This is a genomic window from Micropruina sonneratiae, from assembly GCF_025972045.1.
GTDB classification, from domain to species: Bacteria; Actinomycetota; Actinomycetes; order Propionibacteriales; family Propionibacteriaceae; genus Micropruina; species Micropruina sonneratiae.
In genome coordinates this window covers 77,724-100,521 of the sequence record NZ_JAPDHX010000003.1, presented here as the reverse complement: position 1 = coordinate 100,521, position 22,798 = coordinate 77,724, and the positions used below count along the sequence as shown (strand labels likewise).

Here is a 22,798-nt window from a genome sequence, read left to right as displayed (position 1 = left end):
GGCCGCCGCTGATCGGTGACGCCACCAGCTTCCGTGAGGCGTTCGCACGCCGCACGGCCGGCGTTCGGCACATCTGGAATCCGAGACAGGCGCCCGCGGTGGCACCGGGTGCACGGGTGAGCCGCCCCGCTACGGGCCGAGGGTGCGCGGCGGGTCACCGACCGGCAGGATGGTCCAATGGCCACCGAATCCAGCACCTCGCCGGCGGTCGGCCGCGCGCTGGATCTGCTCAGCTACCTCGCCGAGCGCACCGGGACGGTGCCGGCGTCCACGATGGCGCGGGATCTGGGCCTGCCGCGCTCGTCGGTCTACCACATTCTCACCGTGCTGACCGAGCGCGGTTTCACCGTCTACGTGCCCGAGGCGAAGGGGTACGCGCTGGGCGCGGCCGCGTACCGGTTGGCGTCGGCGTTCACGATGCACGACCAGCTCGAACGGCTGGCCAGGCCGGTGTTGCGGACCGTCGCCGCCGCCGCGGGAATCACCGTCCACCTGGGCATCCTGCGCGGCGCCAGCACGCTGTACCTGTTGAAGGAGTACCCGCCCAAGCAGAGCGAACTCGAGCCGCCGTTGGTGACGGCGGTCGGCGTCCTGCTGCCCGCGCACCTGACCGCCAACGGACGGGCGATCCTCGCCCACCTGCCCGACGAGCAGCTGCGCGCGTTGTACAGCCGGCCCGGCGACTTCGTCTCCAGAACCGGACGCGGGCCGCGCTCGCTGGGCGAACTGCACACGGCGCTGGCCCTGGAGAAGGCCCAGGGCTGGTCGGAGGAGGTGGAGCTGATCGCGGCCGGGCTGCGATCGGCGGCCGCCCCGGTGTTCGACCTGCACGGCCAGCCGGTGGCGGCGATCAGCTGCACCTGGCGCTCACGGGTCGCCCTGCGCGACCCGTCGGACCTGATCGGCCACCTGATGAAGGGGGCCAGGGAGATCACCCGCCGGCTCCACTGAGCGTGACCTGACATGGGGACGGTTCCTTTTTCAGGCCACGCTGCCTGCGTGGCCTGAAAAGGAACCGTCCCCATTTCAGGCCGGGCGTCACTCCAGCGGGCCGGTCACCGCCTCGGCGGCCTCGATCAGGGCGCCCGCCTTGACCAGTCCGACGACCGCCTCGAGCTCGGGGGCCACGAACCGGTCCGGGCCGGGCCCTTCGACCGCCGTGCGGACGCGGTCGCGCACCGCCGCCGTCGCCGGGGCCGGACGCCGCTCGCGCAGGTCGAGCGCGCGGGCGGCGCTGAGCGCCTCGCCGGCCAGCACCCGGGCCAGCCCGTCGAGGGCCCGGCGCAGTTTGCGGGCCGCGTGCCAGCCCATCGACACGTGGTCCTCCTGCATCGCCGAGGACGGGATCGAATCCACCGACGCCGGCGCCGCCAGCCGCTTCAACTCCGCCACGATGCCGGCTTGGCTGTACTGCAGGATCATGTGTCCCGAGTCGACCCCCGGGTCGCCGGCCAGGAACGGCGGCAGCCCATGGCTGCGCCGCACGTCGAGCAGCCGGTCGGTGCGTCGCTCGCTCATGGACGCCACGTCGGCCACCGGGATCGCCAGGAAGTCCAGCGCGTAGGCGACCGGGGCACCGTGGAAGTTCCCGTTGGACTCGACCCGGCCGTCCAGTGTCACCACCGGGTTGTCGATCGCCGCGGCCAACTCGTTGCCTGCCACCCACAGGCAGTGCGCCAGGGTGTCGCGGGCGGCGCCGCTGACCTGGGGCGCGCAGCGCAGCGAGTAGGCGTCTTGCACGATCGGGCAGTCGTCGACGGCGTGGGACGCCGCGATCTCCGAGCCCTGCAGCATGGCCGCGATCACCCGCGCGCCCGCCGCCTGCCCGGGCTGCGGTCGCAGCGTCTGCAGGTCGGGCGCGAACACCCGCGGCGTGCCGAGCAGCGCCTCGACACTCATCGCGGCGGTGATGTCGGCGGTGGTCAGCAGGCCGGCCAGGTCGTGCCCGGCCAGGATCAACTGGCCGAGCATGCCGTCGGTGCCGTTGATCAGGGCCAGCCCCTCCTTCTCGGCGAAGGTGACCGGCGTGATTCCGGCGTCCGCCAGCGCCTCGGCACTCGGCCGTCGCTCACCGGAGGCGTCGCGGACGTACCCCTCGCCCATCACCGCCAGCGCGCAGTGCGCCAACGGCGCCAGGTCGCCCGAGCAGCCCAACGAACCGTACTCGTGCACCACCGGGGTGAGCCCGGCGTTCAGCAACGCCGCATAGGTCTCGGCCACCACGGGCCGGACGCCGGTGCGTCCCGTCGCGAGGGTGGACAGCCGCAGCAGCATCATCGCCCGGACCACCTCGCGCTCGACCTCGGGCCCGGTGCCGGCGGCGTGCGAGCGGATCAGGCTGCGTTGCAGGTCGGCGCGGCGATCGATCGGGATGTGCCGGGTGGCCAGCGCGCCGAACCCGGTGGAGACCCCGTACACCGGCCGGTCGGACGCCGCGAGGGCCTCTATCCGACGGCGGGTCGCGGCCAGGGCCGCCAGGGCGTCCGGGGCCAGCGCGACCCTCGCCTCCCGGCGTGCGACGGCGACCACCTGCTCGGGGGTCACCGGGCCCATCCCGATCTCGACCGTGCTGTCATTCATCGCGGCGGCTCCCTTCACGCCACCACCGTGACCCTCGAACCCCGTCCAGAACAGCCGACCCCCGGATACCGTCTCGGATCCGAACAGAAGCCTGGCATCGCGTCGCTCCTTCCTCTGGCCGGCCCGGCGGGCGCAGGTCGACAATGCGGGCTTGGCGGGCTGGGACGCTTTCATCTGCTATGCGCGCGCGGCGCCGGGGGACACGGCGGTCGCCCTGCAGCGGGGGCTGGAGCGGTTCGCCCGGCCCTGGCACCGGCGCCGGATGGATCCGGGTGTTCCGCGACGACAACGCCCTGTCGACCAACCCGGCTCTGTGGAACGCGATCGAGGAGGACCTGAGCAGTGCCCGGCACCTGATCGTGCTGCTCAGCCCGCGCGCCGCGGCGTCGGAGTACGTCGACCGCGAGGTGCGTTGGTGGCTCGACCACAAGGGGCAGGGGTCGGTGCTGCTGGTGCTCGACGACGGTGAGCTGCACTGGGACGCCGCCCTGGACGGCTTCACCCCCGACAGCACGGTGCCCTCGCTTCGGGACGGGTTCAGCGAGGAGCCGGTGCCGGTGCCGCCCGGCCTGGACGGGGTGCCGCGCAACTACCTGATGATGCCCGACGGAACGACGCTGCTCACCGGTTACTACGGCGACACCTCGACCGGCGCACGCCGGAATCCCCGGTCACCGCTCAGCCCTCGAGCAGGCCCCGGATGTCGTCGGCGGTGAGCGGTGCGGCCAGGTCGCCGGCCTCGCCGACCACCTTGGCGAACAGGTCGCGTTTGCGTTGCTGCAGGGCGACCACCTTCTCTTCGATGGTGTCGGCGCTGACCAGGCGGTACACCATGACGGGCTTGTCCTGGCCGATGCGGTGGGTGCGGTCGATGGCCTGCAGCTCGGCGGCCGGGTTCCACCAGGGGTCGAGGATGAAGACGTAGTCGGCCTCGGTCAGGGTCAGCCCGAAACCGCCCGCCTTGAGGCTGATCAGGAACACCGGATCGTCACCGGCGCGGAACCGGGCGATGCGGTCGGCCCGGTCGCGGGTACGGCCGTCGAGGTAGGTGGTGCCGATGCCCTCGTCCTCGAGCCTGTCCCGGACCAGCTTCAGGTAGCGGGTGAACTGGCTGAACACCAGCGCCCGGTGGCCCTCGGCGGCGAGTTCGCCGACCAGTTCGATCAGCGTGTCGACCTTGGCCGACACCGCCGCCTGATCGGGCAGCACCAGCGCGGGCGACAGCGCCAGTTGGCGCAGGGTCGTCAGCGAGGACAGGATCGTGATCCGGTTCCGGCCGAGGTCGTCGACCAGGCCGAGCACCTTCTTGCGTTCGACCGCCAACTGCTTGTCGTACAGCCGGCGATGCCCCGGGGTCAGCTCGATCGACAGCACCTGCTCCTGCTTCTCGGGCAGTTCGGCGGCGACCGTCTCCTTGGTCCGGCGCAGCATCAACGGCCGGACGCGGCGGTGCAGCCTGGCCAGGGCGTCCGGGTCGCTGCCCGACTCGATCGGCTTGCGGTAGCGCTCACCGAAGCTGATCGGGTCGGCGAACAGGCCCGGCGCCACGATCGACAGCAGCGACCACAGGTCCATCAGGTTGTTCTCCAGCGGGGTGCCGGTGATCGCGAACTTGGTGCGGGCCGACAGCTTGCGCACCGACTGGTACCCGCGGGCCTGGCGGTTCTTCACGAACTGCGCCTCGTCGAGCAGCACCACCTGCCAGGGCTGCGCGACGTACTCGGCCTCGTCGAGGCGCAGCAGCGTGTACGACGTCACCACCAGGTCGGCCCCGGCGGCGAGCTCGGCCAGCGATTCGGCACGCCGTTTCGCCGTGCCGGTGACCACCCGCACCCGCAGCCCGGGCGCGAACCGGGCGGCCTCGGCGGCCCAGGTGCCCAGCACCGAGGTGGGCGCCACGACCAGCATCGGGGCTTCGCGCTCGCCCTCCTGCGCCAGCGCGCAGGCCAGGGCCAGGGCCTGCATGGTCTTGCCCAGTCCCATGTCGTCGGCGAGGATGCCGCCGAGCCGGGCCGTGTACAGGTAGTGCAGCCAGCGGAACCCGTGCAACTGGTACGGGCGCAGGGTCGCCCGCAACCCCGGCGGCGGATCCACCTCGGGCAACTGCTCGAGGTCGAGCAGCGCCGAGACGGCCTGCTGCCAGGCCGCCGACTGCCGGGCCACCACGCCCAGGGAGACCAGTTCGTCCCACAGCCCGGCGTGCTCGGTGCGCAGCCGCAGCTGACCGGTGCCGTCGGCGGCGAACTCCTGTGCCTCGGCGATCAGCGCGCGCAGCTGCTGCAGTTCGGGCCGCTCGAGGCTGAACCAGGTGCCCGACGGCAGGATCAGGTGGGTCTGCCCGGTGGCCAGCGCGGTGAACAGTTCGCGGTACTCGATCGGTTCGCCCTCGATGCTGACCTCGACGTCGAGGTTGAACCAGTCACTGCCGTGGGCGGGGTCGGCGACCTCGACCCGCACCTCGGGCGCCTCGGTGGCCAGCCGGTAATCGGCCGCCTGCCCGGTGGTTTCGACGATCACACCGGCCCGGGTCAGCGACGGGATGCCCTGCTCGACGAGCAGGGCCGTGTCGGGGCCGATCAGCCTCGCCCGTTCGAGCGGACGCCGCAGGCCGGCGGCGACGTCGACCAGCGGCCACGGGCCCTCGGGCAGCGCCGCGAGCAGGGCCTCCTCGGCGTCCGGGTCGCGCAGTACCGGCTGGCTGCCGACCGGTTCGAGGTCGACGTCGAAGGCGTGCTCGCCGACGGTGTACCGGTACGCCCAGGCGAGCTGCGCCACGTGGTCGGGTTCGAAGCCGACGGTGAGTCTCAGCCGCGGCGGCTCTGCCTCGGGTAGCTCGACGTCGGGATCGATCTCGAGGGCGACCATCCGGCGCAGCGTCGGCGGATACTGCGCCGCGAAGGCGGGCAGGTCGTCCTCGGGGATGTCGAGCCGCGAATGCCGCAGCAGCAGCGCCTGCTGACCCTTGCTCAGCGGCTCGGCGAACGGCACCAGCACCAATTCGTCGCCGGAGTCGACGACGAAGCCGTGCGGGGGCTCGCCGATGAGGTCGGCGTAGGGGACCGCCCGCTCGAACTCGCCGGAGCGGGCCACGGTGCGCAGCCGGACGCCTCCTTCGGTGCGGCTCAGGCGGCTGGCCAGCACCGCCGGCTGGTCGGCGATCCGGACCGCGCCGGTGTCGCGTCCCGGCACCAACTCGACGCCGGCCGCCACCGCCGCGCGCAGCCAGTCCCAGGCGCCCGGACCCAGTTCACCCAGCCACAGTTCGTCCTGGCGCCTCGAGTAGTAGCCGGAGGACCGCTCATTGCGGGTGCGCGCCAGCCCGGCCAGCGCCGTCCGGTGTTCCTCGAGGAATTGGTGCATCCAGGGCTGCTGGACGTTGTCCCAGGTGATGCCCGCGCGCACCCAGCGCTCGGACCTGCCCCACACCATCGGCCGCAACGCCACGCCGGGGCCGCCACGAGTCACCTGCAGTGCGAGCGGCTCACCCCGTTCGGCGGGACGCGCACTCTCGGCGATCTCGCTCAGCGCCCGTTGCCACGACGGCGTGGCGGCACGCACGCTGACCGTGCGCATGTGCCACAGCAGCGCCGCGGAATGCTTGCAGCGGCTGCGGACCGGGCAGGTGCAGGTGGCGACCAGCGTGCCGGTGCCGGCCGTGCGGGTGACGACGGTGTGGTAGCTGCGGAAGGCGGAGCCGCGCACCTCGGCCTGGACGATGGTGCTCGCCCCGCCCTGGGCCACGGTGATGTGGCCGACTCTGCCCTGCTTGGCGTACTCCTGGCCGCGGGCCAGGGTCGTGGCGCCGAACAACTCGGCCAACGCGCGCTCGGACATTTCGAGCACCCAGTCTGGATAGCTGCGGGAACTCATCGGCAGGCACGAATCCCCGACGTGTGAAGCCGGCCGGTCTGCTGCACGCGCTGCCTCTTCCCACGCTCGAGCTGGACGATGATCAGTCAACCAGTGTGCACCGACACTTCCCGCTCGCACCAACCGCGGCCTCTCGCGGATGGCGGGTGGGAGCGCGACAATACTTCGGTGTTGCTCCCACCCACGGTCGCGGCGGGCGTGCGGGACGGTTCGGTCTCGCTGGCCTTCCGACGCTGGCGGCGTCCGGACGTCCGGCCCGGGCAGCAGTTTCGTACCTCGGCCGGCGTGATCCGGGTCGAGTCGGTCGAGACCGTCGACCCGGCGTCCATCACCGAGTCGGACGCCGCCCTGGCCGGCCACCCGAGCGCCGACTCGGTCCGCAAGCGACTGTCCGGCGAGGACGGCTGGACGACCTACCGGATCGGGCTGGGCTGGGCCGGCGAAGACCCGCGGATCGCGCTGAGAAGCGCCGACGAGCTGTCCGACGACGACGTGGCCGCGCTGGACCAACGCCTGGAACGGCTCGATCGGGCCAGCACCCACGGAGCCTGGACGATGGCGACGCTGGAGCTGATCGGACGCCGCCCGCAGGTCCGCGCCCCCGACCTGGCCGCGGAGTTCGGCCGCGAGACCGCGCCGTTCAAGCTCGACGTGCGCAAGCTGAAGAACCTCGGGCTGACCATCAGCCACCCCGTCGGCTACGAGCTCAGCCCGCGCGGCCGCGCCTACCTGGCCAGGACGGGGCGAACCGGCTAGGCGTTACCGCCGCCGTCGACGCTCAGCGCGGCCCCGGTCACGTAGCTCGATTCGTCGCCGGCCAGCCAGACGACCGCCGCAGCGATCTCGGCCGGCTCACCCATCCGGCCCAGCGGACGGTCGGCGGCCTCGGCCAGGAAGCTGGTGGTGTCCTGAGCGAGCTGGTTCGCCTCGTTGCGCAGCATGTCGGTGTTCACGTCGCCCGGGTTCACCGAGTTGACCCGAATGCCCTGGGGTCCGTGGTCGATGGCCAGGGCCCTGGTCAGGTTCACCACCGCCCCCTTCGAGGCGCAGTACGACACCGCACGGCCACCGCCCTTGAGTCCCCAGCCCGAACCGGTGTTGATGATCGAGCCACCACCGGCTGCGGCCATGATCGGCACCACCTCGCGGCACATCAGGAAGATCGAGCGGACGTTCACCGCGAAGACCCGGTCCCACTGCTCGACGGCGGTCTCCTCGACCGTTGTGCGCACGATGATGCCGGCGTTGTTGAACACCACGTGCACGCCGCCGTAGGTCTCCACCGCCGCAGCCACGACCGCCTTGATGTCGGCCCGCTGGAGACGTCGGCGGTGACGCCGATCGCCACGCCGCCTGCCTCGGTGATCCGGTCGGCGACGGCCTGCGCCGCTTCGCCGTTGATAGCCGACGTGGAGAAGGGCCCACACCATCAGCCAGCAGACGTCCCGGTAACCCATCGTTGCCTTATTTTCGCCTGTGTGTCGGTGCTGGTCGCATCCCGGCACCGGACGCGGCGGGCGGGACAGTCCGGCGTCCCGCCCGCCCGGGCCGGTCAGAGCAGCGCCGTGGCCTCGTCCTGGATCGCCTGCGCCACCGCTTCGGGGGTCGCCTTGTTGCGGAACAGCTCGTCCAGATGGGTGCTGTAGACCTCGTTGAGGATCTTCTGGCTGTTCTCGGTGTACAGGTCGCCGATCCGCGCGGACGGCAGCGACTGCATGGCCGCCTCGAAGCCGTCCGGCATGCCCTTCAGCATCGTCTCCGACGTGCGCGCCGCGTCCTGGATCGGGATCCAGTCGTGGTCGGCGGCCATCTGCTCCTGGAAGGTCGTCGCCCGCCAGATCGCGAAGGTCTGGGCCGCGGTCAACGCCGCGGACGCCTTCGGGATCACCCAGCCGCCCAGCCAGTAGGGCATCACGCTCTGGCCCTGGTACAGCGGCAGCGGCGCGATCCCCCAGCCGTCCTTCATCTGCTGGTAGGAGGCGATGCCCCAGGTGCCGCCCGGCATCATCGACACCACCCCACCGGCGAAGCCGCCGGCTGAGTTGTTGGCGTCGCGCTCGTCCGGCCGCGGGGCGATGTGCTTGGTCCACATCAGGTCCTGCACGAAGCGCAACGCCTCGACGACCTTCGGGTCGGTCATCTGGAAGGCGGTCGGCTCCAGCGGCTTGTCGAAGAAGGCCGTGCCGGCCGCCCAGGCCAACGTCTGGATGCCCCACCACGCGCCCAGGTCGCCGATGTCGAGACCCCACCGGGTGACCTTGTCGCCGCTCTTCTGGGTGAGCTGGCCGGCGACCTCGATGACCTTGTCCCACGTCCAAGTGGCGTCGGGGTAGGCGATGCCGGCGTCGTCGAAGTGTTTCTTGTTGTAGAACAGCGACATCGACTGGATGTTCTCGGGGATCGCGTACAGGTCGGTGCCGTCGAAGCGCCACGGGTCGAACAGCGCCACCGGGTACGTCGACCCGTCCGCCAGCTCGGAGGCCGACACAGCCGGCTGCACGTTCTGCAGCAGGTCCTTCTTGTAGTGGGCGTAGGCCTGGACGTCCCAGTAGTACATGTCGAACGGCTGGTTCGCGGCGTACTGCAGCTGGATCTTCTGCCAGTACTGGTCGTAGGGCAGGAAGTTGATCTTGGCGGTGAACTTGCCGTCGAACTCCTTGTTGAACGCGGTCACGCTGCTCTTGAAGTTCTCGTCGATGGCCGTGCCGTTCGTCCAGGCGTAGACGGTGAGGTCGGTGGAGCCGATCACCTCCGTCGAGGCGGCCGTGGGCGCGGCCGAGGACTCGGTCGCGCTCGGGCCGCTGCAGGCGGCGAGGGCGAGGGCGGAGGCGGCGAGACCGCCGCCGAGCAGCGTCCGGCGAGCGATGCCGGTGGCGCCGTCAAGGGGCACTGGAGTCATCGTGGGGAGTCCTTTCCTGTGGTCGTTCGATCGGGTCACTTGTTGATCCCGGAAACCGAGATGCCGTTCACGTAGTACCGCTGGGCAAGCAGGAACACGATGATCGACGGGGCGGCGGCGATCATCGTGGCGGCCGTCAGCATGTGCAGCTGAGGCCCGATCCTGGGGCTGCCGCCGAAGCTGGACAGCGCCACCGAGATCGTCCACTTCGACTCATCGGTGAGGTAGATCAGCGGGCCGAAGAAGTCGTTGTAGGTGCCGACGAAGGTGAACACCGTGACGGTCGCGATGACCGGCATGCTCAGCGGCAGGAAGATGCTCCACCAGATGCGGAAGTAGCCGGCGCCGTCGATCCGGGCCGCCTCCTCCAGCTCGCGGGGCAGCGACAGGTAGAACTGCCGGAACATGAAGATGAAGAAGGCCGAGCCGAAGAACGCCGGGACGATCAGCGGCAGGAAGGTGTTGATCCAGCCGATCTTGTTGAAGGCGATGTAGGTGGGCACGAGCGTGACCGTGGCCGGCAGCATCATGGTGGCCATCAGGACGCCGAAGATCGCGTTGCGGCCGGGCGCACGCAGCCGGGCGAAGCCGTAGGCGCTGAACGAGCAGCTGAGCAGCGTGCCGACCACCACCGAGGTGACGATGATGGCGGTGTTCAGTGCGTAGTTCTGGAACGGGACGAGGGTCAGCACCTCGGCGTAGTTGCTCCACTGCGGGTCGAAGAACCACACCGGCGGAACCTCCAGCGTCTGCTGGGCGGTCTTCAGCGAGGTGAGGACCGTCCAGGCGACCGGCATCAGCACCAGGAAGCAGCCCAGGCTGAGCAGCAGCACCCGCACGGACGCCTCGGTGCGGCTGATGCCGACCCCACCCTCCTTCGACCTGATCCGATGGGCCATCAGTCGTCACCCGCCTCGGTGTGCACCCACAGCGGCAACGAGCGGAAGACCAGGGCGGTCAGCACGAGGGTGATCGCGAACACCACCCAGGCGATGGCCGAGGCGTACCCCATCTCGAGATAGTCGAAGGCGACCCGGTAGAGATAAACGGGCAGCAGCAGGAAGGCGTTGCTGGGGTTGCCGTTGGCCAGCACGAACGGCTCGGCGAACACCTGCAGGGCGCCGATGATGCCCATCACCAGGTTGAAGAAGGTGACCCCGGACAGCATCGGGACGGTGATCGACAGGTGCTGGCGCAACTTGCCGGCGCCGTCCACCTCTGCCGCCTCGTAGAGTTCCTTGGGGATGCCCTGCAGGCCGGCCAGGTAGATCAGCATGGTGCCGCCGAACCCCCACACGCCCATGAAGATCAGCGACCAGATCACCCAGTTCTCGTCGGTCAGCCAGCCGGGGCCGTCGATGCCGAACAGGCCGAGGATCAGGTTGAACAGGCCGTGATCGGTGTTGTAGAGCATCCCCCAGACCCGGGCGACCGCCACTCCGCCGATCACCGACGGCAGGTAGTAGGCCGAGCGGAAGAAGCCCATCACCGGCAGCTTGGCATTGAGCAGGATGGCGACCACCAGGCCGGCCAGCATGCTGCCGGGGACGACCACGACCGCGTACAGCATGGTGATCCGCAGCGAATGCCAGAACAGCTTGTCGGAGACCAGCTTGGTGTAGTTCTTCAGCCCGATGAACTCCGGCGAGCTGAGCATGTCGTAGTCGGTGAAGCTCAGCCACAGCGACGCGATCATCGGGCCGATGGCGAAGACCAGCACGCCGAGCACGGCGGGCGTCATGAAGATGTAGCACCAGAGGGCCTCGCGGCGCCGTAACCCGCTCAGCCGCTGCCGACGGGCGCGGCGTTGCCGGCTCTGCGCCGTCGTCGTCGTGGTCACACCAGAGCTCCTCTGACCTGGTACTTAATCCACTGAGCGGATTAAGTCTCATGATCGGCCACTGCGACACTAGGGTCAAGAGCCGGAGCGAAACCTGTGCGCCGGCCCGGTCCTCCCCCCGGGATCGTGCGTCGACTACAGCCGGACGGTGAGCCCGCCGTCCACGCGTAGCGACTGGCCGGTCACGTAGGTGTTGTCCGCGCCGGCGAGCCACAACACCGGGGCGGCGATCTCGGCGGGCGTCGCCGCCCGGCCGAGCGGCAGGCGTCCGCCCTGCTGGTAGACGGTGCGGAACTCCTCCCCCTGCAGTTCGTCGACGCCGTCCACGACGGACATCCGGGTCGCGACGAAGCCGGGCGACACCGCGTTCACCAGTACCCCGCGGGGCGCGAGTTCGATCGCTGCCACCCGGGTGGCCGCCTCCAGGCCGGCCTTGGCGATGTCGTAGCCCAGCGCGCCCGGCTCGCTGACCTGGGCGTGCACGCTGGTCACGTTGACGATGCGTCCCCAGCCGCGCTCGGCCATGCCGGCGCCGAGGTGTTTCATCAGCAGCACCGGCGCGTGCAGGTCGATCGCGAGCAGCCGGTGGTACTGCTCGAGGTCGAGGTCGAGCAGTGGCAGGGTCGCGTAGCTGCCGGCGCAGTTGACCAGCACATCCACACCGCCCAGGCCGGACGCCGTGCGCGCCACGGCGTCGGGGTCGGCCAGGTCGACGGTGCGCACCTCAAGGCCGTCCCGGCCCGGCTCCAGATCGAGACCCGTCACCACCGCCCCCGCCGCGGCCAGAGCCAGGGCGACGGCCCGTCCGATGCCGTTGCTGGCGCCGGTCACCACCGCGCGGCGGCCGTCCACGCCGGTCACGGAACCAGCTCCGGGGTGCGGTACAGGGTCTGCCCGTTGAGCACGATCTCGACCTCCTGCAGGTAGGGGCTGACGGCGTCCAGGTCGAGGTCGAGGCCCAGCCCCGGCCCCTCGGGCAGGCGGATCAGCCCGTCGTCGCCTGGTTCGAGGTGGTCGCGGGTGAGCCCGCGGGCCAGTGGGCTGGACTCCACCGGGTACTCGCACAGCCGGCCGCCCGGTTGCCCCGCGTAGGGCAGCAGGGAGGCCACCAGCGCCAGGTGCGAGGTGAACGTGTGGTTGACGAAGGTGACCCCGCGGCCGGCGGCGTACCCGGCGACCGCTGCGGCCGGCCCGATGCCGCCCATCCGGCCGGTGTCGATCTGGATGAACCCCACGCCACCGTGGTCGATGAGTTGCCTTGCCAGATGGGTGTTGTGCGCCCCCTCACCGCCCGCCAGCCGCACCCCGCGGCAGCGCCGGGCCAGTTCGGCGTGCGCCGCCAGTGCCCCGGCGACGAACGGCTCCTCGAGCCACACCACACCGGCCCGTTCCAGGGCGGGCAGCCGGGCGGCGGCGGCCTCGATGTCCTCGCCCCACACGGTGCCGGCGTCCACCAGCAGGTCCACCTCGTCACCCAGGCCGGCCCGGGCCGCGGCGACCTGTTCGGCGTCCGCCTCGACCGAGCCGGTGCCGTACGGTCCCCACCCGAACTTGGCGGCGGTGAACCCCGCCGCCACCACCTGGACCGCCTTGTCGTGGGTCTGCTGCGGATCGTCGCCGAACAGCTGCGACGCGTACGGGCGCCGCGGCTGCGGCTGGGCGACGCCGAGCAGTTGCCACACCGCGACGCCCCGGGCCCGGCCCAGCAGGTCCCACAGCGCGATCTCGACCCCCGACCAGGCGTGCGGGGTCTGCAGCAGGTCGAGCCCCCGCTCGGCGACCCGGCGCGCGAGGCGTCCGATGTCGGCGACGTCGTCGAGGCGCTCACCGAGCACCGAGTCGAGGACGCCGTGGCACGCCGAGTGCGACGGCGGCGTGACCAGGGCGGCGATCGTGGGCAACGGGGAGGCCTCGCACTCGCCCCAGCCGGTGTGCCCGCCCGCCCGGACCCGCACCAGCGCCATGTCCTGGCTGCCGTCGCCGATGTCGCGCAGCTGCGGCACCGCCAGGTAGAAGATGTCGACGGCCTCGATCCTCATCGGTTCTCCTCGCTGGTGTGGGTGTGCGTGCTCACAGTCGCTCCCCCTCGACCCGGACGCCGTCGCCCGCCCCGGCGATCGACGTGACCCGGGCCAGGCCCGAGTAGAGCACCGCGGTGACGGTGGTGGCGAACGCCTCGCCCGGGGCCAGCACCCGGTGCCGACCCGTCTCGACGCCCTCGGCGACCGAGAGGCCGAGACCGGTGCACGGCTCGAGCACCACCACCTCGAGGCCGCGCCAGCCGCCCCACGAGGCGAACGTCCAGCAGGCCGGGTAGGCGGCGGCGTCGAAGGCCACCCCGATGCCGGTGCCGTCGCCGCGGGTGGCGGCGCACCAGCCCTGGGTCAGGTCGGACGCGAACAGCAGCTCGGCGGTGCCCGGCGGCGCGGGCGCGGCGAAGTCGGACTGCCCCGGCCAGGCGAACCGGTCACCTCCAGCCCCCGCGCGGGGGCGTCCGAACGGGCCGACCTCGACCCGGCACCCCGAAGGCAGGTCCACGCGCGAGCCGGCGTCGAGCGCCACCGCAAGGTGCTGCTTGTGCAGCATCGGCAGCTCGTCGCGTCCGGTGTTGGTCACCTCGACCTCGCAGGCCAAAGCCGGCGACCCGGGCGCCAACCGCAGCGTCCGGCGTAGTCGGCAGCCGGAGATGCGGCCGTGCAGGGTGAGCTCGACGGCGGCGTCCGGACCGGGCAGCACCCGCCACGCCCAACCCTCCGACCAGGTCTCGCCGTGGTCGGGGAACGGCTCGCCGGCCAGTTCCTCGGCGAGGTCGTTGGGGAACAGCTCGTCCCAGCCGCCGATGAAGTTGTCGTCGTAACCGGACCCGAACGGCACCGGCGCCGGCTGCAGGCGGGGGTGGTGCCACAGCGGCTGGACGCCGGTGGCGAGGTCGGTGATCTCCCAGACCCTCCCGCCCAGGCCGGGCAGCACCACCACCCGTAGCCGGTCGCTGGCCAGCGCCACGGCGTCCAGCCCGGACAGCGACCAGCCGGTCTCGACCCGGGCCCAGCCTGTTGCCGGCGTTGTCATCGCGGCCCCTCTCGACGGCGTCGGCGAGTCGTCCTGCGGGCGGAGCACCCGCGGCGATTGACTAAGTCTGTCAATTTGACGAAACTGACTCAACAGTTTCACGCCTGCGAAGGAGCACGGGTGCGCGACAACGAGTGGCTGTACCGCGGACGCCTGGGTCGGTTCCTCGAAGAGCTGATCGTCCCCCACCAGTACGGCGAAACCCGGCCGCTCACCCTGACCGCCTGGCCCGTGCCGGACGAGCCGGTGCCGTTCGCGCAGGCCGTGGCCCAGGACTACCGGCCGTTCCAGGTCGGGTCCACCTGGGGTAAGGGCTGGAGCACGCTGTGGTTCCACGTCACCGGCGAGGTGCCGGAGCGGTGGCGCGCCGACAACGTCCCCTACGAGATCGTGGTGGATCTGGGCTTCCGCAAGGAGCTGGACGGTAGCCAGGCCGAGGGACTCGCCTTCCGCCCCGACGGAACCATCATCAAGGCGATCGAACCGTTCAACCGCTACCTGCCGGTCGAGCACCCCGAGGTGATCGACTTCTACCTCGAGGCCGCGGCCAACCCCGAGGTCGCGGTCGGCGGGTCATGGCACCCCACGCCGTTTTCGTCCAAGGCGACCGTGCCCGACGAGCCGCTGTACGTGCTGCGCACCTTCCACCTGGCCCGGCGCAACGTCGAGGTGTGGGAGCTGCACCGCGATCTCGAGGTGCTCGCGGGCCTGGCCGAGGAACTGCCGGCCGACCTGCCCCGCCGCGCCGAGATCGTGGTCGCGCTGAACGCCGCCATGGACGCCGTCGACCCGCACGACGTGCCCGGCACGGCCCCCGCCGCCCGGGCGGCGCTGCAGGGCGTCCTGGCCAGGCCGGCCAACGCCAGTGCGCACCGGATCGTGGCCACCGGGCACGCGCACATCGATTCGGCCTGGCTGTGGCCGGTGCGCGAGACCGTCCGCAAGTGCGCCCGCACCTTCGCCAACGTGATCGCGCTGGCGACCGACCACCCCGACCTGGTGTTCTCGTGCTCGTCGGCGCAGCAGTACGCGTGGGTGAAGCAGTACTACCCCGACCTGTGGCAGCGGCTCAAGGACGCCGTCGCGGCCGGCACCTTCGTCCCGGTCGGCGGCATGTGGGTCGAGTCCGACACCAACATGCCCGGCTCGGAGGCGCTGGCCCGGCAGTTCGTCTACGGCAAGCGGTTCTTCCTCGACGAGTTCGGCTACGAGCCGCTGGACGTGTGGCTGCCCGACTCGTTCGGGTACTCCGCGGCGTTGCCGCAGGTGGCGAAGGCCTCCGGCTCGCGGTGGTTCCTGACCCAGAAGATGTCCTGGAACGAGACCAACGTGCTGCCCCACCACACGTTCTGGTGGGAGGGCATCGACGGCACCCGGATCTTCACGCACCTGCCGCCGGTTGACACCTACAACTCGACTCTGGCGGCGTTCGAGCTGGCCAAGGCGCAACGGCAGTACGCCGAGCAGGGCCACGGCACCGTCTCGCTGGTGCCGTTCGGGTACGGCGACGGGGGCGGCGGACCGACCCGCGAGATGGTCGCCCGGGCCCATCGGACGGCCGACCTGGAAGGCTCGCCCACCGTCCGGATCGCCACCGTGCACGACTTCTTCAGCGAGGCCGAGGCCGAACTGGAGCACCCGCACACCTGGTCGGGCGAGATGTACCTGGAGACCCACCGCGGCACCTACACCTCGCAGCACCGGACCAAACAGGGCAACCGGCGCAGTGAGCACCTGCTGCGCGCCGCCGAGTTGTGGGCGGTGACGTCCGCCGTCCGGGCCGGCACGCCGTACCCCACCGACGAACTGGCCGACTGCTGGCGCACCGTGCTGCTGCAGCAGTTCCATGACATCCTGCCGGGCTCGTCCATCGCCTGGGTGCACCGCGAGGCCGAGGCGAACTACGCCCGGGTCGCCGAGACGCTCGAGGCGATCATCGACCGCTCGCTGCGTGCCCTGGCCGGCGAGGGCGACATGTCGCTCACGGTGAACTCGGCGCCGGTCGCGCTGGACGGGGTGGCGCCGTTCGCGATCCAAGCCGCGCCGGCCGATCCTGCCGCGAACCCGGCATCGTCGCCCCACCTCGCCGTCTCGGACGCCGAGGCCGGCGGCTGGCTGATCGACACCGGCGCCGTCCGGGTGGTGCTGGACGCCGAGGGCCTGATCCCGTCGGCGGTTCACCTGGCCACCGGGCGCGAGGCGGTGGCTGAGGGGCGGCGGTTCGGGCTGCTGCAACTGCACAACGACCGACCGTCGATGTACGAGGCGTGGGACATCGACGGGCACATCAACCGGATGGTCACCGATCTGGACGGCCCCGCCAACGTCCGGCTGGTCGAATCCGGCGACCGCCGCGCGGTGTTCGAGGTGGTCCGCCGCCACCGCGACAGCACGTTGAGCTACCTGATCGCCTTCACCGCGGGTTCGGCGGCGATCGACTTCGACTTCGACATCGACTGGCACGAGCAGCGCACGCTGCTCAAGTTCGCGTTCCCGACCAGCGTGTTCACCGACCGGGCCGCGTCCGAGATCCAGTTCGGGCACCTGCACCGGCCGACGTACTCCAACACCACCTGGGACGCCGCCCGCTACGAGACAGTCGCGCACCGCTGGGTGCAGGTCGCTGAGCCGGGCTTCGGTTTCGCGGTCGCCAACGACTCCACCTACGGTCACGACATCCGCCGCGACCACGCCGGTGAACGCTCCTCCGGCACCACCGTGCGCCTCTCCCTGCTGCGCGGGCCGAAGTTCCCCGACCCCGACACCGACCAGGGCCGGCAGCGGCTCACGGTGTCCGCCGTGGTGGGAGCCGACATCGCCGACGCGATCGTCGCGGGCCAGCGGCTCAACCAGCCGCTGCGTGCGCTGGCCGGGGCCCACGGCGTCGAGCCGCTGCTGCGCTGTGAGGCCCACGGCGTCCTGGTCGAGGCGGTGAAACTCGCCGAGGACGGCAGCGGCGACGTGGTCGTCCGGCTGTACGAGTCACTGGGGGCGCGGGCGCACGGACGCCTGCACGCCGGCTTCGGCTTCGACTCGGTCGAGCGCACCGACCTGCTCGAGCGGGTCCTGCCCGACGCGCCCGTCGAGCACGACGATGACCCGGTCACGCTGGCGCTGCGCCCGTTCGAGATCGTCACCCTGCGCTTCAGCGGGGTGCGGGCATGACGCTGACGCTGAGCGGGCAGTGCCCGTGGGCGCAACGGTTGGCTCCCCTGCTGGAATCCGCCATCGACTGCGTGCTGCACAACGTCGTCCCCGGTCGCGGCCCCGACGAGCCCATGCACTACCTGCGGGCCGGCAGCGGCTACCCCGATCCGTGGACGAGGGACGCCGCGATCAACGCCTGGCAGGCGGGGGCGTGGATGCTGCCGCAGGTCAGCGCCGACACGCTGGCAATGGTCTGCGAGCCCGACGGCACCGCGGTCACCTGGGACGACCAGTGGTGGGACCAGATCAGCTGGGTGCTGGGCACGCACATGCTCGCCATGGTCAGCGGCGACCCGGTCGAGGCGGCGCGCGGCCTGCGGATCGGGGCGGCCACCCTGGCCCGGCTCGACCAGCGCGCCTTCGACTGGGCCACCCGGCTCTATTGCGGACCGGCGGTGATGGCCGACGGCATCACCGGCTACCCACCCGCCCTGCACGACCCGGGCCGGCCGGAGGGCTCGTTCGTCCTCGACCATGCCGCCACCCATCGCATCCACTGCCTGTCCACCAACGCGCTGTACGTGCGGGCGCTGCACTGCCTGGGCGACCTGGCCGCGCTGGCGGGCGAACAGCCCGAGCCCTGGCACCGGCGCGCCGACGAGTTGGCCGCCCGGGTCGCGAGCCGGTTCCGGACCTCGCCGGACGAACCGTTCGGCTACCTGATCGCCGACGGCCGGCTGTCGGGTGAACAGGAGGGGCTGGGGGTCGCCCTGGCCATCCTCGCCGGCGTCGTCGGTGGGCCGGACGCCGCCGGTGTCGTGGCCGGGGTGTGCGAGGCGCCCGCCGGCCTGCCCGCGGTGTGGCCGCACTTCCCCGGCTACGACGACCAACGATTCGGCCGGCATGGCGCCGCGGTGTGGCCGATGATCCACGGCGTCTGGGCGCAGGCGGTCGCCACGACCGGCGACAGTGCACGGTTCGGCGCCGACCTCGAACGGTTCTGCCGGCTCATCGAGGACAGCGAGCTGGCCTTCTTCGAGCTCTACCACCCGTTCAGCGGCGACCCCGACGGCGGTTGGCAATCCGGCCATCAGTGGGCGTCCGAGCCCGACCAAACGTGGTCGGCGTCCGCCTTCATCGGCACCGTGCTGTACGGCCTGGCCGGGCTGCGGCCGGGCCCCGACCGGCTGGGTTTCGCGCCCTGCCTGCCACCGGGCACCGAAGCGATCACCCTACGCGGGCTGAACTGGCGCTCCTCGGCGTTCGACCTGGAGCTGCGCGGCTCCGGGTCGCACGTCGAGCGGGTGCTGGCCGACGGCCGCGACCTGGACGGCCCGTGGCTGCCCGCCGGTGAGACGCCGAGGGTCGTGCAGGTGCACTGCAGCCCTGGGCCCGGGCGATGACCGGCGTCGCGCTCGCCGCGCCCAGGCACGACGCGCTGACCCTGCAGCCGATGCTGCAGGACCTGCCCAACCCCTACGGTCAGGTGACCCGCTGCGACCTGACGGCCACCGTGAACGCCGGCGAGACCGACGTCTCCGACCTGGCGACCGTGCTGGTCGAACTGGCACCCGGGGACTGGACGGCGCACTGGTTCAGCTCCGACTGGGGCGACGAGTTCACTCCCCGCCGGCAGCCGCTCGGTCCCGAGCCGCTGGAGTTGCGGAACACCACCGGTCGCTCGTCGAAGGGGCTGCACCCGTGGCTCGCCCTCGAGCGTGGCGACGGCCGCACCGTCGTGGTCACGCCCGCGTGGAGCGGCAACTGGCGTCTCGACGTCGAGCCGGCCGGGGCCGGCTTCGTGGTGCGGGCCGGCATCTCCCCGTGGCGGTTCAGCCGCCGGGTCACCCCCGAGCAGACCTTTCGTGCCCCGACCGTGTACGTCTCGAGCGCTCCGACAAGGGCGGACGCCACGGCGGCGCTGGCCGCCGCGGCGTCGGCATGGGTGGTGCCCCGGACGCCGGCCGTGCCGCTGACCTGGAACCACTGGTGGCCCTACGAGGATCGCGAGATCGACCACGACACGTTCCTCGCCAACGTCGAGGTGGCCCGCCGGCTCGGCTATGAACTGGCGGTGCTGGACGCCGGCTGGTTCGGCGGCGCCGACGCCGACTCGGACTGGTGGCGCATCCGCGGCGACTGGGACGCCGAGAACACCGTCCGCTTCCCCGCCGGGGTGGCCGGGCTGGCGCGGGCCACCCGCGAGCAGGGGCTGCAGTTCGGCGTGTGGTGCGAGGTGGAGGCGCTCGGTGACGATGCCGCGGTGGCCGCCCGGCGTCCGGAGATCGTGGCCCGCCGCGACGAGCCGGGGTTCGCCGGCGCCCGCGAGGGCGACCCGGGCTGGCTCGGCTACGTCTGCCTCGGCTCCCCCGCCGGCCGGGCCCACGTCCTGGTCACGCTGGACGATCTGGTCGCCCGCACCGGGGCGTCCTGGCTGAAGGTCGACTTCAACCTGGACCCCGGCCCCGGCTGCTCGCGCACCGACCACGGCCACGACGCCGGAGACGGCCTGTACGAGCACTACCGCGGGCTCTACGAGGTGCTGGACGTGCTGCGCGACCGGCACCCCCAACTCATCGTCGAGGACTGCAGCTCGGGCGGGCTGCGCCTCGACCTGGGGCTGCTCGGCCACGTGCACTGCGGCTTCCTGTCCGATCCGGACTGGACCGAGTTCCAGCTGCAGCTGCTGTGGGGCGTCAGCCAGTTGCTGCCCGCGGCGAGCATCTTCCACTTCAGCGAGTCGCAGTGGCGCACCTTCCATCCGTTGCAGAACCTGGACCCGGCCACTATCGGCGTCGAGACCTTCGACGCGTCGCTGCGGGCGGTGATGCTGCACCGGTTCGCGCTGTCGTTGAAGCTGCCCGAACTGTCGGCGGCGCTGCGCGAGCGGGTCATCGAGCATGCCGCGGTCTACCGGGAGCACGTGCGGCCTCTTCTGCAGGAGCACGGGGTGATCCGGCCGCTGACCGCGCAGCCGCGCCGCGAGGGCGGCGGGGAACGCTGGCCGGCCTTCCAGCTCACCGCCCCGGCACGTGCCGCTCACGTGGTGATGGCGGTGGCGCTGCCCGGCGCGGCCGCGACGTGCCGGCTGCGTCCGTTAGGCCTGGCGGCCGCGGCCCGGTACACCGTGACGCTGCTGGGGCCGGGCGCGCCGGCGTCCGACCTGGGCACGGTGGCCGGAACCGGTGCCGAGTTGATGACGACGGGCATCGAGGTGGGGCGCGGCTCGGGCGCCCAGTCGTGGCTACTGCTGATCGAGCCGGCCGAACCCCCGGCGACCCCCGCGGGACCGGTCGATGACCGCTGACCCCGCACCGGACGACGCGCGACTGCTGGTCGGTGACGGTCAGTGGCTGACCCATCCCGACCCCGGGTCCGGGACGCGGGCGGTGCGGCTGAGTGACGGACCGACCGGGTTGCGGCGCGAGTCCGGCGACCGCACCCTGCCCGCCACCTGCTTCCCACCGCCGGCCACCCTGGCACAGTCGTGGGACACCGGGCTGCTCCGCGAGGTCGGAGCCGCGCTGGGGGCCGAGGCCCGGGCGCTGGGCGTCGACGTGCTGCTCGCCCCCGGCGTCAACCTCAAGCGAACCCCCTTGTGCGGACGCAATTTCGAGTACCTGTCGGAGGATCCGGAGGTGGCCGCCGCGTTGGCGGTGGCCTACGTCGACGGCGTCCAGTCCACCGGGGTGGGGTGCTCGCTGAAGCACTTCGCCGCCAACAACCAGGAGCACGAGCGGCATTCGATCTCGGCCGACGTCGACGACCGGACGCTGCGTGAGCTGTACCTGCCCGCCTTCGAGCGGGTCGTGCGCGAGGCCGACCCGTGGACCGTGATGTGCGCCTACAACAGGCTCAACGGCGTCCACGCCAGCCGGCACCGCTGGCTGCTGACCGACCTGCTGCGCGACGAATGGGGCTACCGCGGGCTGGTGGTCTCGGACTGGGGCGCGGTGCACGACCCGGTCGCGGCGGTGGCGGCCGGCCTCGACCTGCAGATGCCCGGCGACGACGGCGCGTCGGTGGCGGCGATCCGGGCGGCGGTGGCCACCGGCGACCTGGCCGAGGCCGACGTGAGGCGCAGCGCCGACCGCGTCCGCACGCTGGCGCAGCGCTGCGGGCCGGCGTTGGCAACGGTGGGCGTGCCGCCGGCGCTGGCCGGGGAGCATCACGAGGTGGCCGTGCGGGCCGCCGCGGCGGGGACGGTGCTGCTGGCCAACGACGGCACGCTGCCGCTCGCACCCGGCACCCGGATCGCGGTGATCGGGCGGCAGGCGGCCGAGCCGGTGCTGCAGGGCGGCGGTTCGGCGCGGGTGGTGCCGACGCGGGTCGACACCGTGCTGGCGGGGCTGAGCGCGGAGCTGGGCGACGAGGCCGTGCAGTACGCGCCGGGGTACGACTGGGAGCCGGTCATCGACGGACGCCGGGTGCCGCGGGCGGCGTCCGACGAGCGAGCGCGGGGGTTGCGCGACGAGGCGTTGGCGCTGGCCGCCGACGCCGATGTGGTGCTGCTCTGCCTGGGGCATCCCGACTGGGTCGAGTGCGAGGGCTACGACCGCACCGACCTCGACCTGCCCGACGACCAGGACGCCCTGGCCGCCGCACTGGCGGCGTCCGGCGGTCCCGTGGTGGTGAGCCTCACCAGCGGCGCTCCGCTGACGCTGGGGCCCTGGCGCGGAGCGGTGGCGGCGCTGCTGCTGCCCGGCTTCGGCGGGCAGGCCGGCGGCGCGGGACTGGTGCGGGTGCTGCTGGGCGCGGCCGAACCCGGCGGCCGGCTGACCGAGACCTGGCCGCTACGGCTGGCCGACACCCCGGCGGCCCCCACCTATCCGGGCGAGCGCGGGCACGTCCGCTACGGCGAAGGGGTGTTCGTCGGCTACCGCTGGTACGACGCGCTCGACCGGGACGTCGCCTACCCGTTCGGGCACGGGCTCGGCTACACCGGCTTCGAGCTGTCCGACCTGCAGCTCGAGGTGCTGGACGCGGCCGCGGGTGCGGCGCGGGTGCCGGTCGAGGTGCGCAACACCGGCACCCGGACCGGCACGGCCGTGCCGCAGCTGTACGTGGGCGAGCACCAGTCGCTCATTCCGCGGCCGCCCCGCGAACTGCGCGCCTTCGCGAGGGTGACGCTCGACCCGGGCGAGTCCCGGGTCGTCGAGTTCGAGCTGGACGCCCGCGCCTGGGCCTTCTGGGACGTGGTCGGCTCGGCCTGGCAGCGGCGTCCGGGACTGTTCACCGTCTCGATCGGGTTCTCCGCGCGCGATCTGCGGCTGCACACCACCGTCGAGTGGCCCGCCGATCCCTCGGCACCTGCCCTGGTCTCGGAGGAGGAGCTGGCCGAGCGCCTGCAGGGCCGCTGACCGGACCGGGGGACGGTTCTCACGGACGAGACG

General features: G+C 72.0%; 16 protein-coding genes. 7 read left to right on the top strand and 9 right to left on the bottom strand.

All coding sequences use genetic code 11. The features are described from left to right. Positions 1-177: 177 nt before the first annotated feature. Complete coding sequence (locus OIE40_RS08590; protein WP_264701793.1) at positions 178-951, top strand: IclR family transcriptional regulator; 774 nt, start codon at positions 178-180, stop codon at positions 949-951. Positions 952-1,038: 87 nt separating this feature from the next. On the opposite strand, the gene hutH is transcribed toward OIE40_RS08590, so the two are convergent. Further along, the gene (gene hutH / locus OIE40_RS08585; protein WP_264701792.1) at positions 1,039-2,580 is read right to left on the bottom strand and encodes a histidine ammonia-lyase; all 1,542 of its coding nucleotides are present in this window, start codon (positions 2,578-2,580) and stop codon (positions 1,039-1,041) included. Positions 2,581-2,852: 272 nt separating this feature from the next. Here hutH and OIE40_RS08580 point away from each other — a divergent pair, with 272 nt between their 5' ends. Continuing rightward, positions 2,853-3,296, top strand: a complete 444-nt coding sequence (locus OIE40_RS08580; RefSeq protein WP_264701791.1) for a TIR domain-containing protein — start codon at positions 2,853-2,855, stop codon at positions 3,294-3,296. Here the strand turns inward: OIE40_RS08580 and OIE40_RS08575 are convergent. Next, entirely contained in the window at positions 3,259-6,414 is a 3,156-nt protein-coding gene (locus OIE40_RS08575) for a DEAD/DEAH box helicase (RefSeq protein ID WP_264702325.1), read from the bottom strand. The genes OIE40_RS08580 and OIE40_RS08575 overlap by 38 nt on opposite strands. Positions 6,415-6,618: 204 nt before the next feature. Between OIE40_RS08575 and OIE40_RS08570 the strand changes: the two genes are divergently transcribed. Continuing rightward, positions 6,619-7,206 (top strand): hypothetical protein, encoded by a 588-nt coding sequence (locus OIE40_RS08570; protein WP_264701790.1) that lies wholly within the window; start codon positions 6,619-6,621, stop codon positions 7,204-7,206. Here OIE40_RS08570 and OIE40_RS08565 read toward each other — a convergent pair. From OIE40_RS08565 to OIE40_RS08535, 7 genes are all read right to left on the bottom strand, one after another. Continuing rightward, positions 7,203-7,880, bottom strand: a complete 678-nt coding sequence (locus tag OIE40_RS08565) for an SDR family NAD(P)-dependent oxidoreductase (protein ID WP_264702324.1) — start codon at positions 7,878-7,880, stop codon at positions 7,203-7,205. The two genes, OIE40_RS08570 and OIE40_RS08565, sit on opposite strands and share 4 nt — an antisense overlap. 122 nt (positions 7,881-8,002) lie before the next feature. Continuing rightward, positions 8,003-9,349: an ABC transporter substrate-binding protein gene (locus OIE40_RS08560; protein ID WP_264701789.1), complete on the bottom strand. Its 1,347-nt coding sequence runs from the start codon at positions 9,347-9,349 to the stop codon at positions 8,003-8,005. A 35-nt stretch (positions 9,350-9,384) separates the two neighbouring features. Beyond that, on the bottom strand, positions 9,385-10,248 hold the full coding sequence (locus OIE40_RS08555) for a carbohydrate ABC transporter permease (protein WP_264701788.1): 864 nt from the start codon (positions 10,246-10,248) through the stop codon (positions 9,385-9,387). Then, on the bottom strand, positions 10,248-11,189 hold the full coding sequence (locus OIE40_RS08550) for a carbohydrate ABC transporter permease (RefSeq protein ID WP_264701787.1): 942 nt from the start codon (positions 11,187-11,189) through the stop codon (positions 10,248-10,250). The genes OIE40_RS08555 and OIE40_RS08550 overlap by 1 nt, the downstream gene beginning before the upstream one ends. Positions 11,190-11,324: 135 nt before the next feature. Then, positions 11,325-12,050, bottom strand: coding sequence for an SDR family NAD(P)-dependent oxidoreductase (locus OIE40_RS08545; protein ID WP_264701786.1), 726 nt, complete (start codon positions 12,048-12,050; stop codon positions 11,325-11,327). Beyond that, positions 12,047-13,228: a mandelate racemase/muconate lactonizing enzyme family protein gene (locus OIE40_RS08540; RefSeq protein WP_264701785.1), complete on the bottom strand. Its 1,182-nt coding sequence runs from the start codon at positions 13,226-13,228 to the stop codon at positions 12,047-12,049. Before OIE40_RS08540 ends, OIE40_RS08545 begins: the two co-directional genes overlap by 4 nt. Positions 13,229-13,259: 31 nt before the next feature. After that, a complete protein-coding gene (locus OIE40_RS08535) occupies positions 13,260-14,258 on the bottom strand; it encodes an aldose epimerase family protein (RefSeq protein WP_264701784.1) in 999 nt (332 codons plus the stop codon). A 120-nt stretch (positions 14,259-14,378) separates the two neighbouring features. On the opposite strand from OIE40_RS08535, the gene OIE40_RS08530 reads away from it, so the two are divergent. Genes OIE40_RS08530 through OIE40_RS08515 form a run of 4 tightly spaced genes read left to right on the top strand, consistent with a single transcriptional unit; the run spans position 14,379 to position 22,765 of the window. Next, entirely contained in the window at positions 14,379-17,423 is a 3,045-nt protein-coding gene (locus OIE40_RS08530; RefSeq protein ID WP_264701783.1) for an alpha-mannosidase, read from the top strand. Next, the gene (locus OIE40_RS08525; RefSeq protein ID WP_264701782.1) at positions 17,420-18,808 is read left to right on the top strand and encodes an MGH1-like glycoside hydrolase domain-containing protein; all 1,389 of its coding nucleotides are present in this window, start codon (positions 17,420-17,422) and stop codon (positions 18,806-18,808) included. Before OIE40_RS08530 ends, OIE40_RS08525 begins: the two co-directional genes overlap by 4 nt. Continuing rightward, a complete protein-coding gene (locus OIE40_RS08520; protein ID WP_264701781.1) occupies positions 18,805-20,712 on the top strand; it encodes an alpha-galactosidase in 1,908 nt (635 codons plus the stop codon). Before OIE40_RS08525 ends, OIE40_RS08520 begins: the two co-directional genes overlap by 4 nt. Continuing rightward, complete coding sequence (locus tag OIE40_RS08515) at positions 20,702-22,765, top strand: glycoside hydrolase family 3 C-terminal domain-containing protein (RefSeq protein ID WP_264701780.1); 2,064 nt, start codon at positions 20,702-20,704, stop codon at positions 22,763-22,765. The genes OIE40_RS08520 and OIE40_RS08515 overlap by 11 nt, the downstream gene beginning before the upstream one ends. Positions 22,766-22,798: the final 33 nt, after the last annotated feature.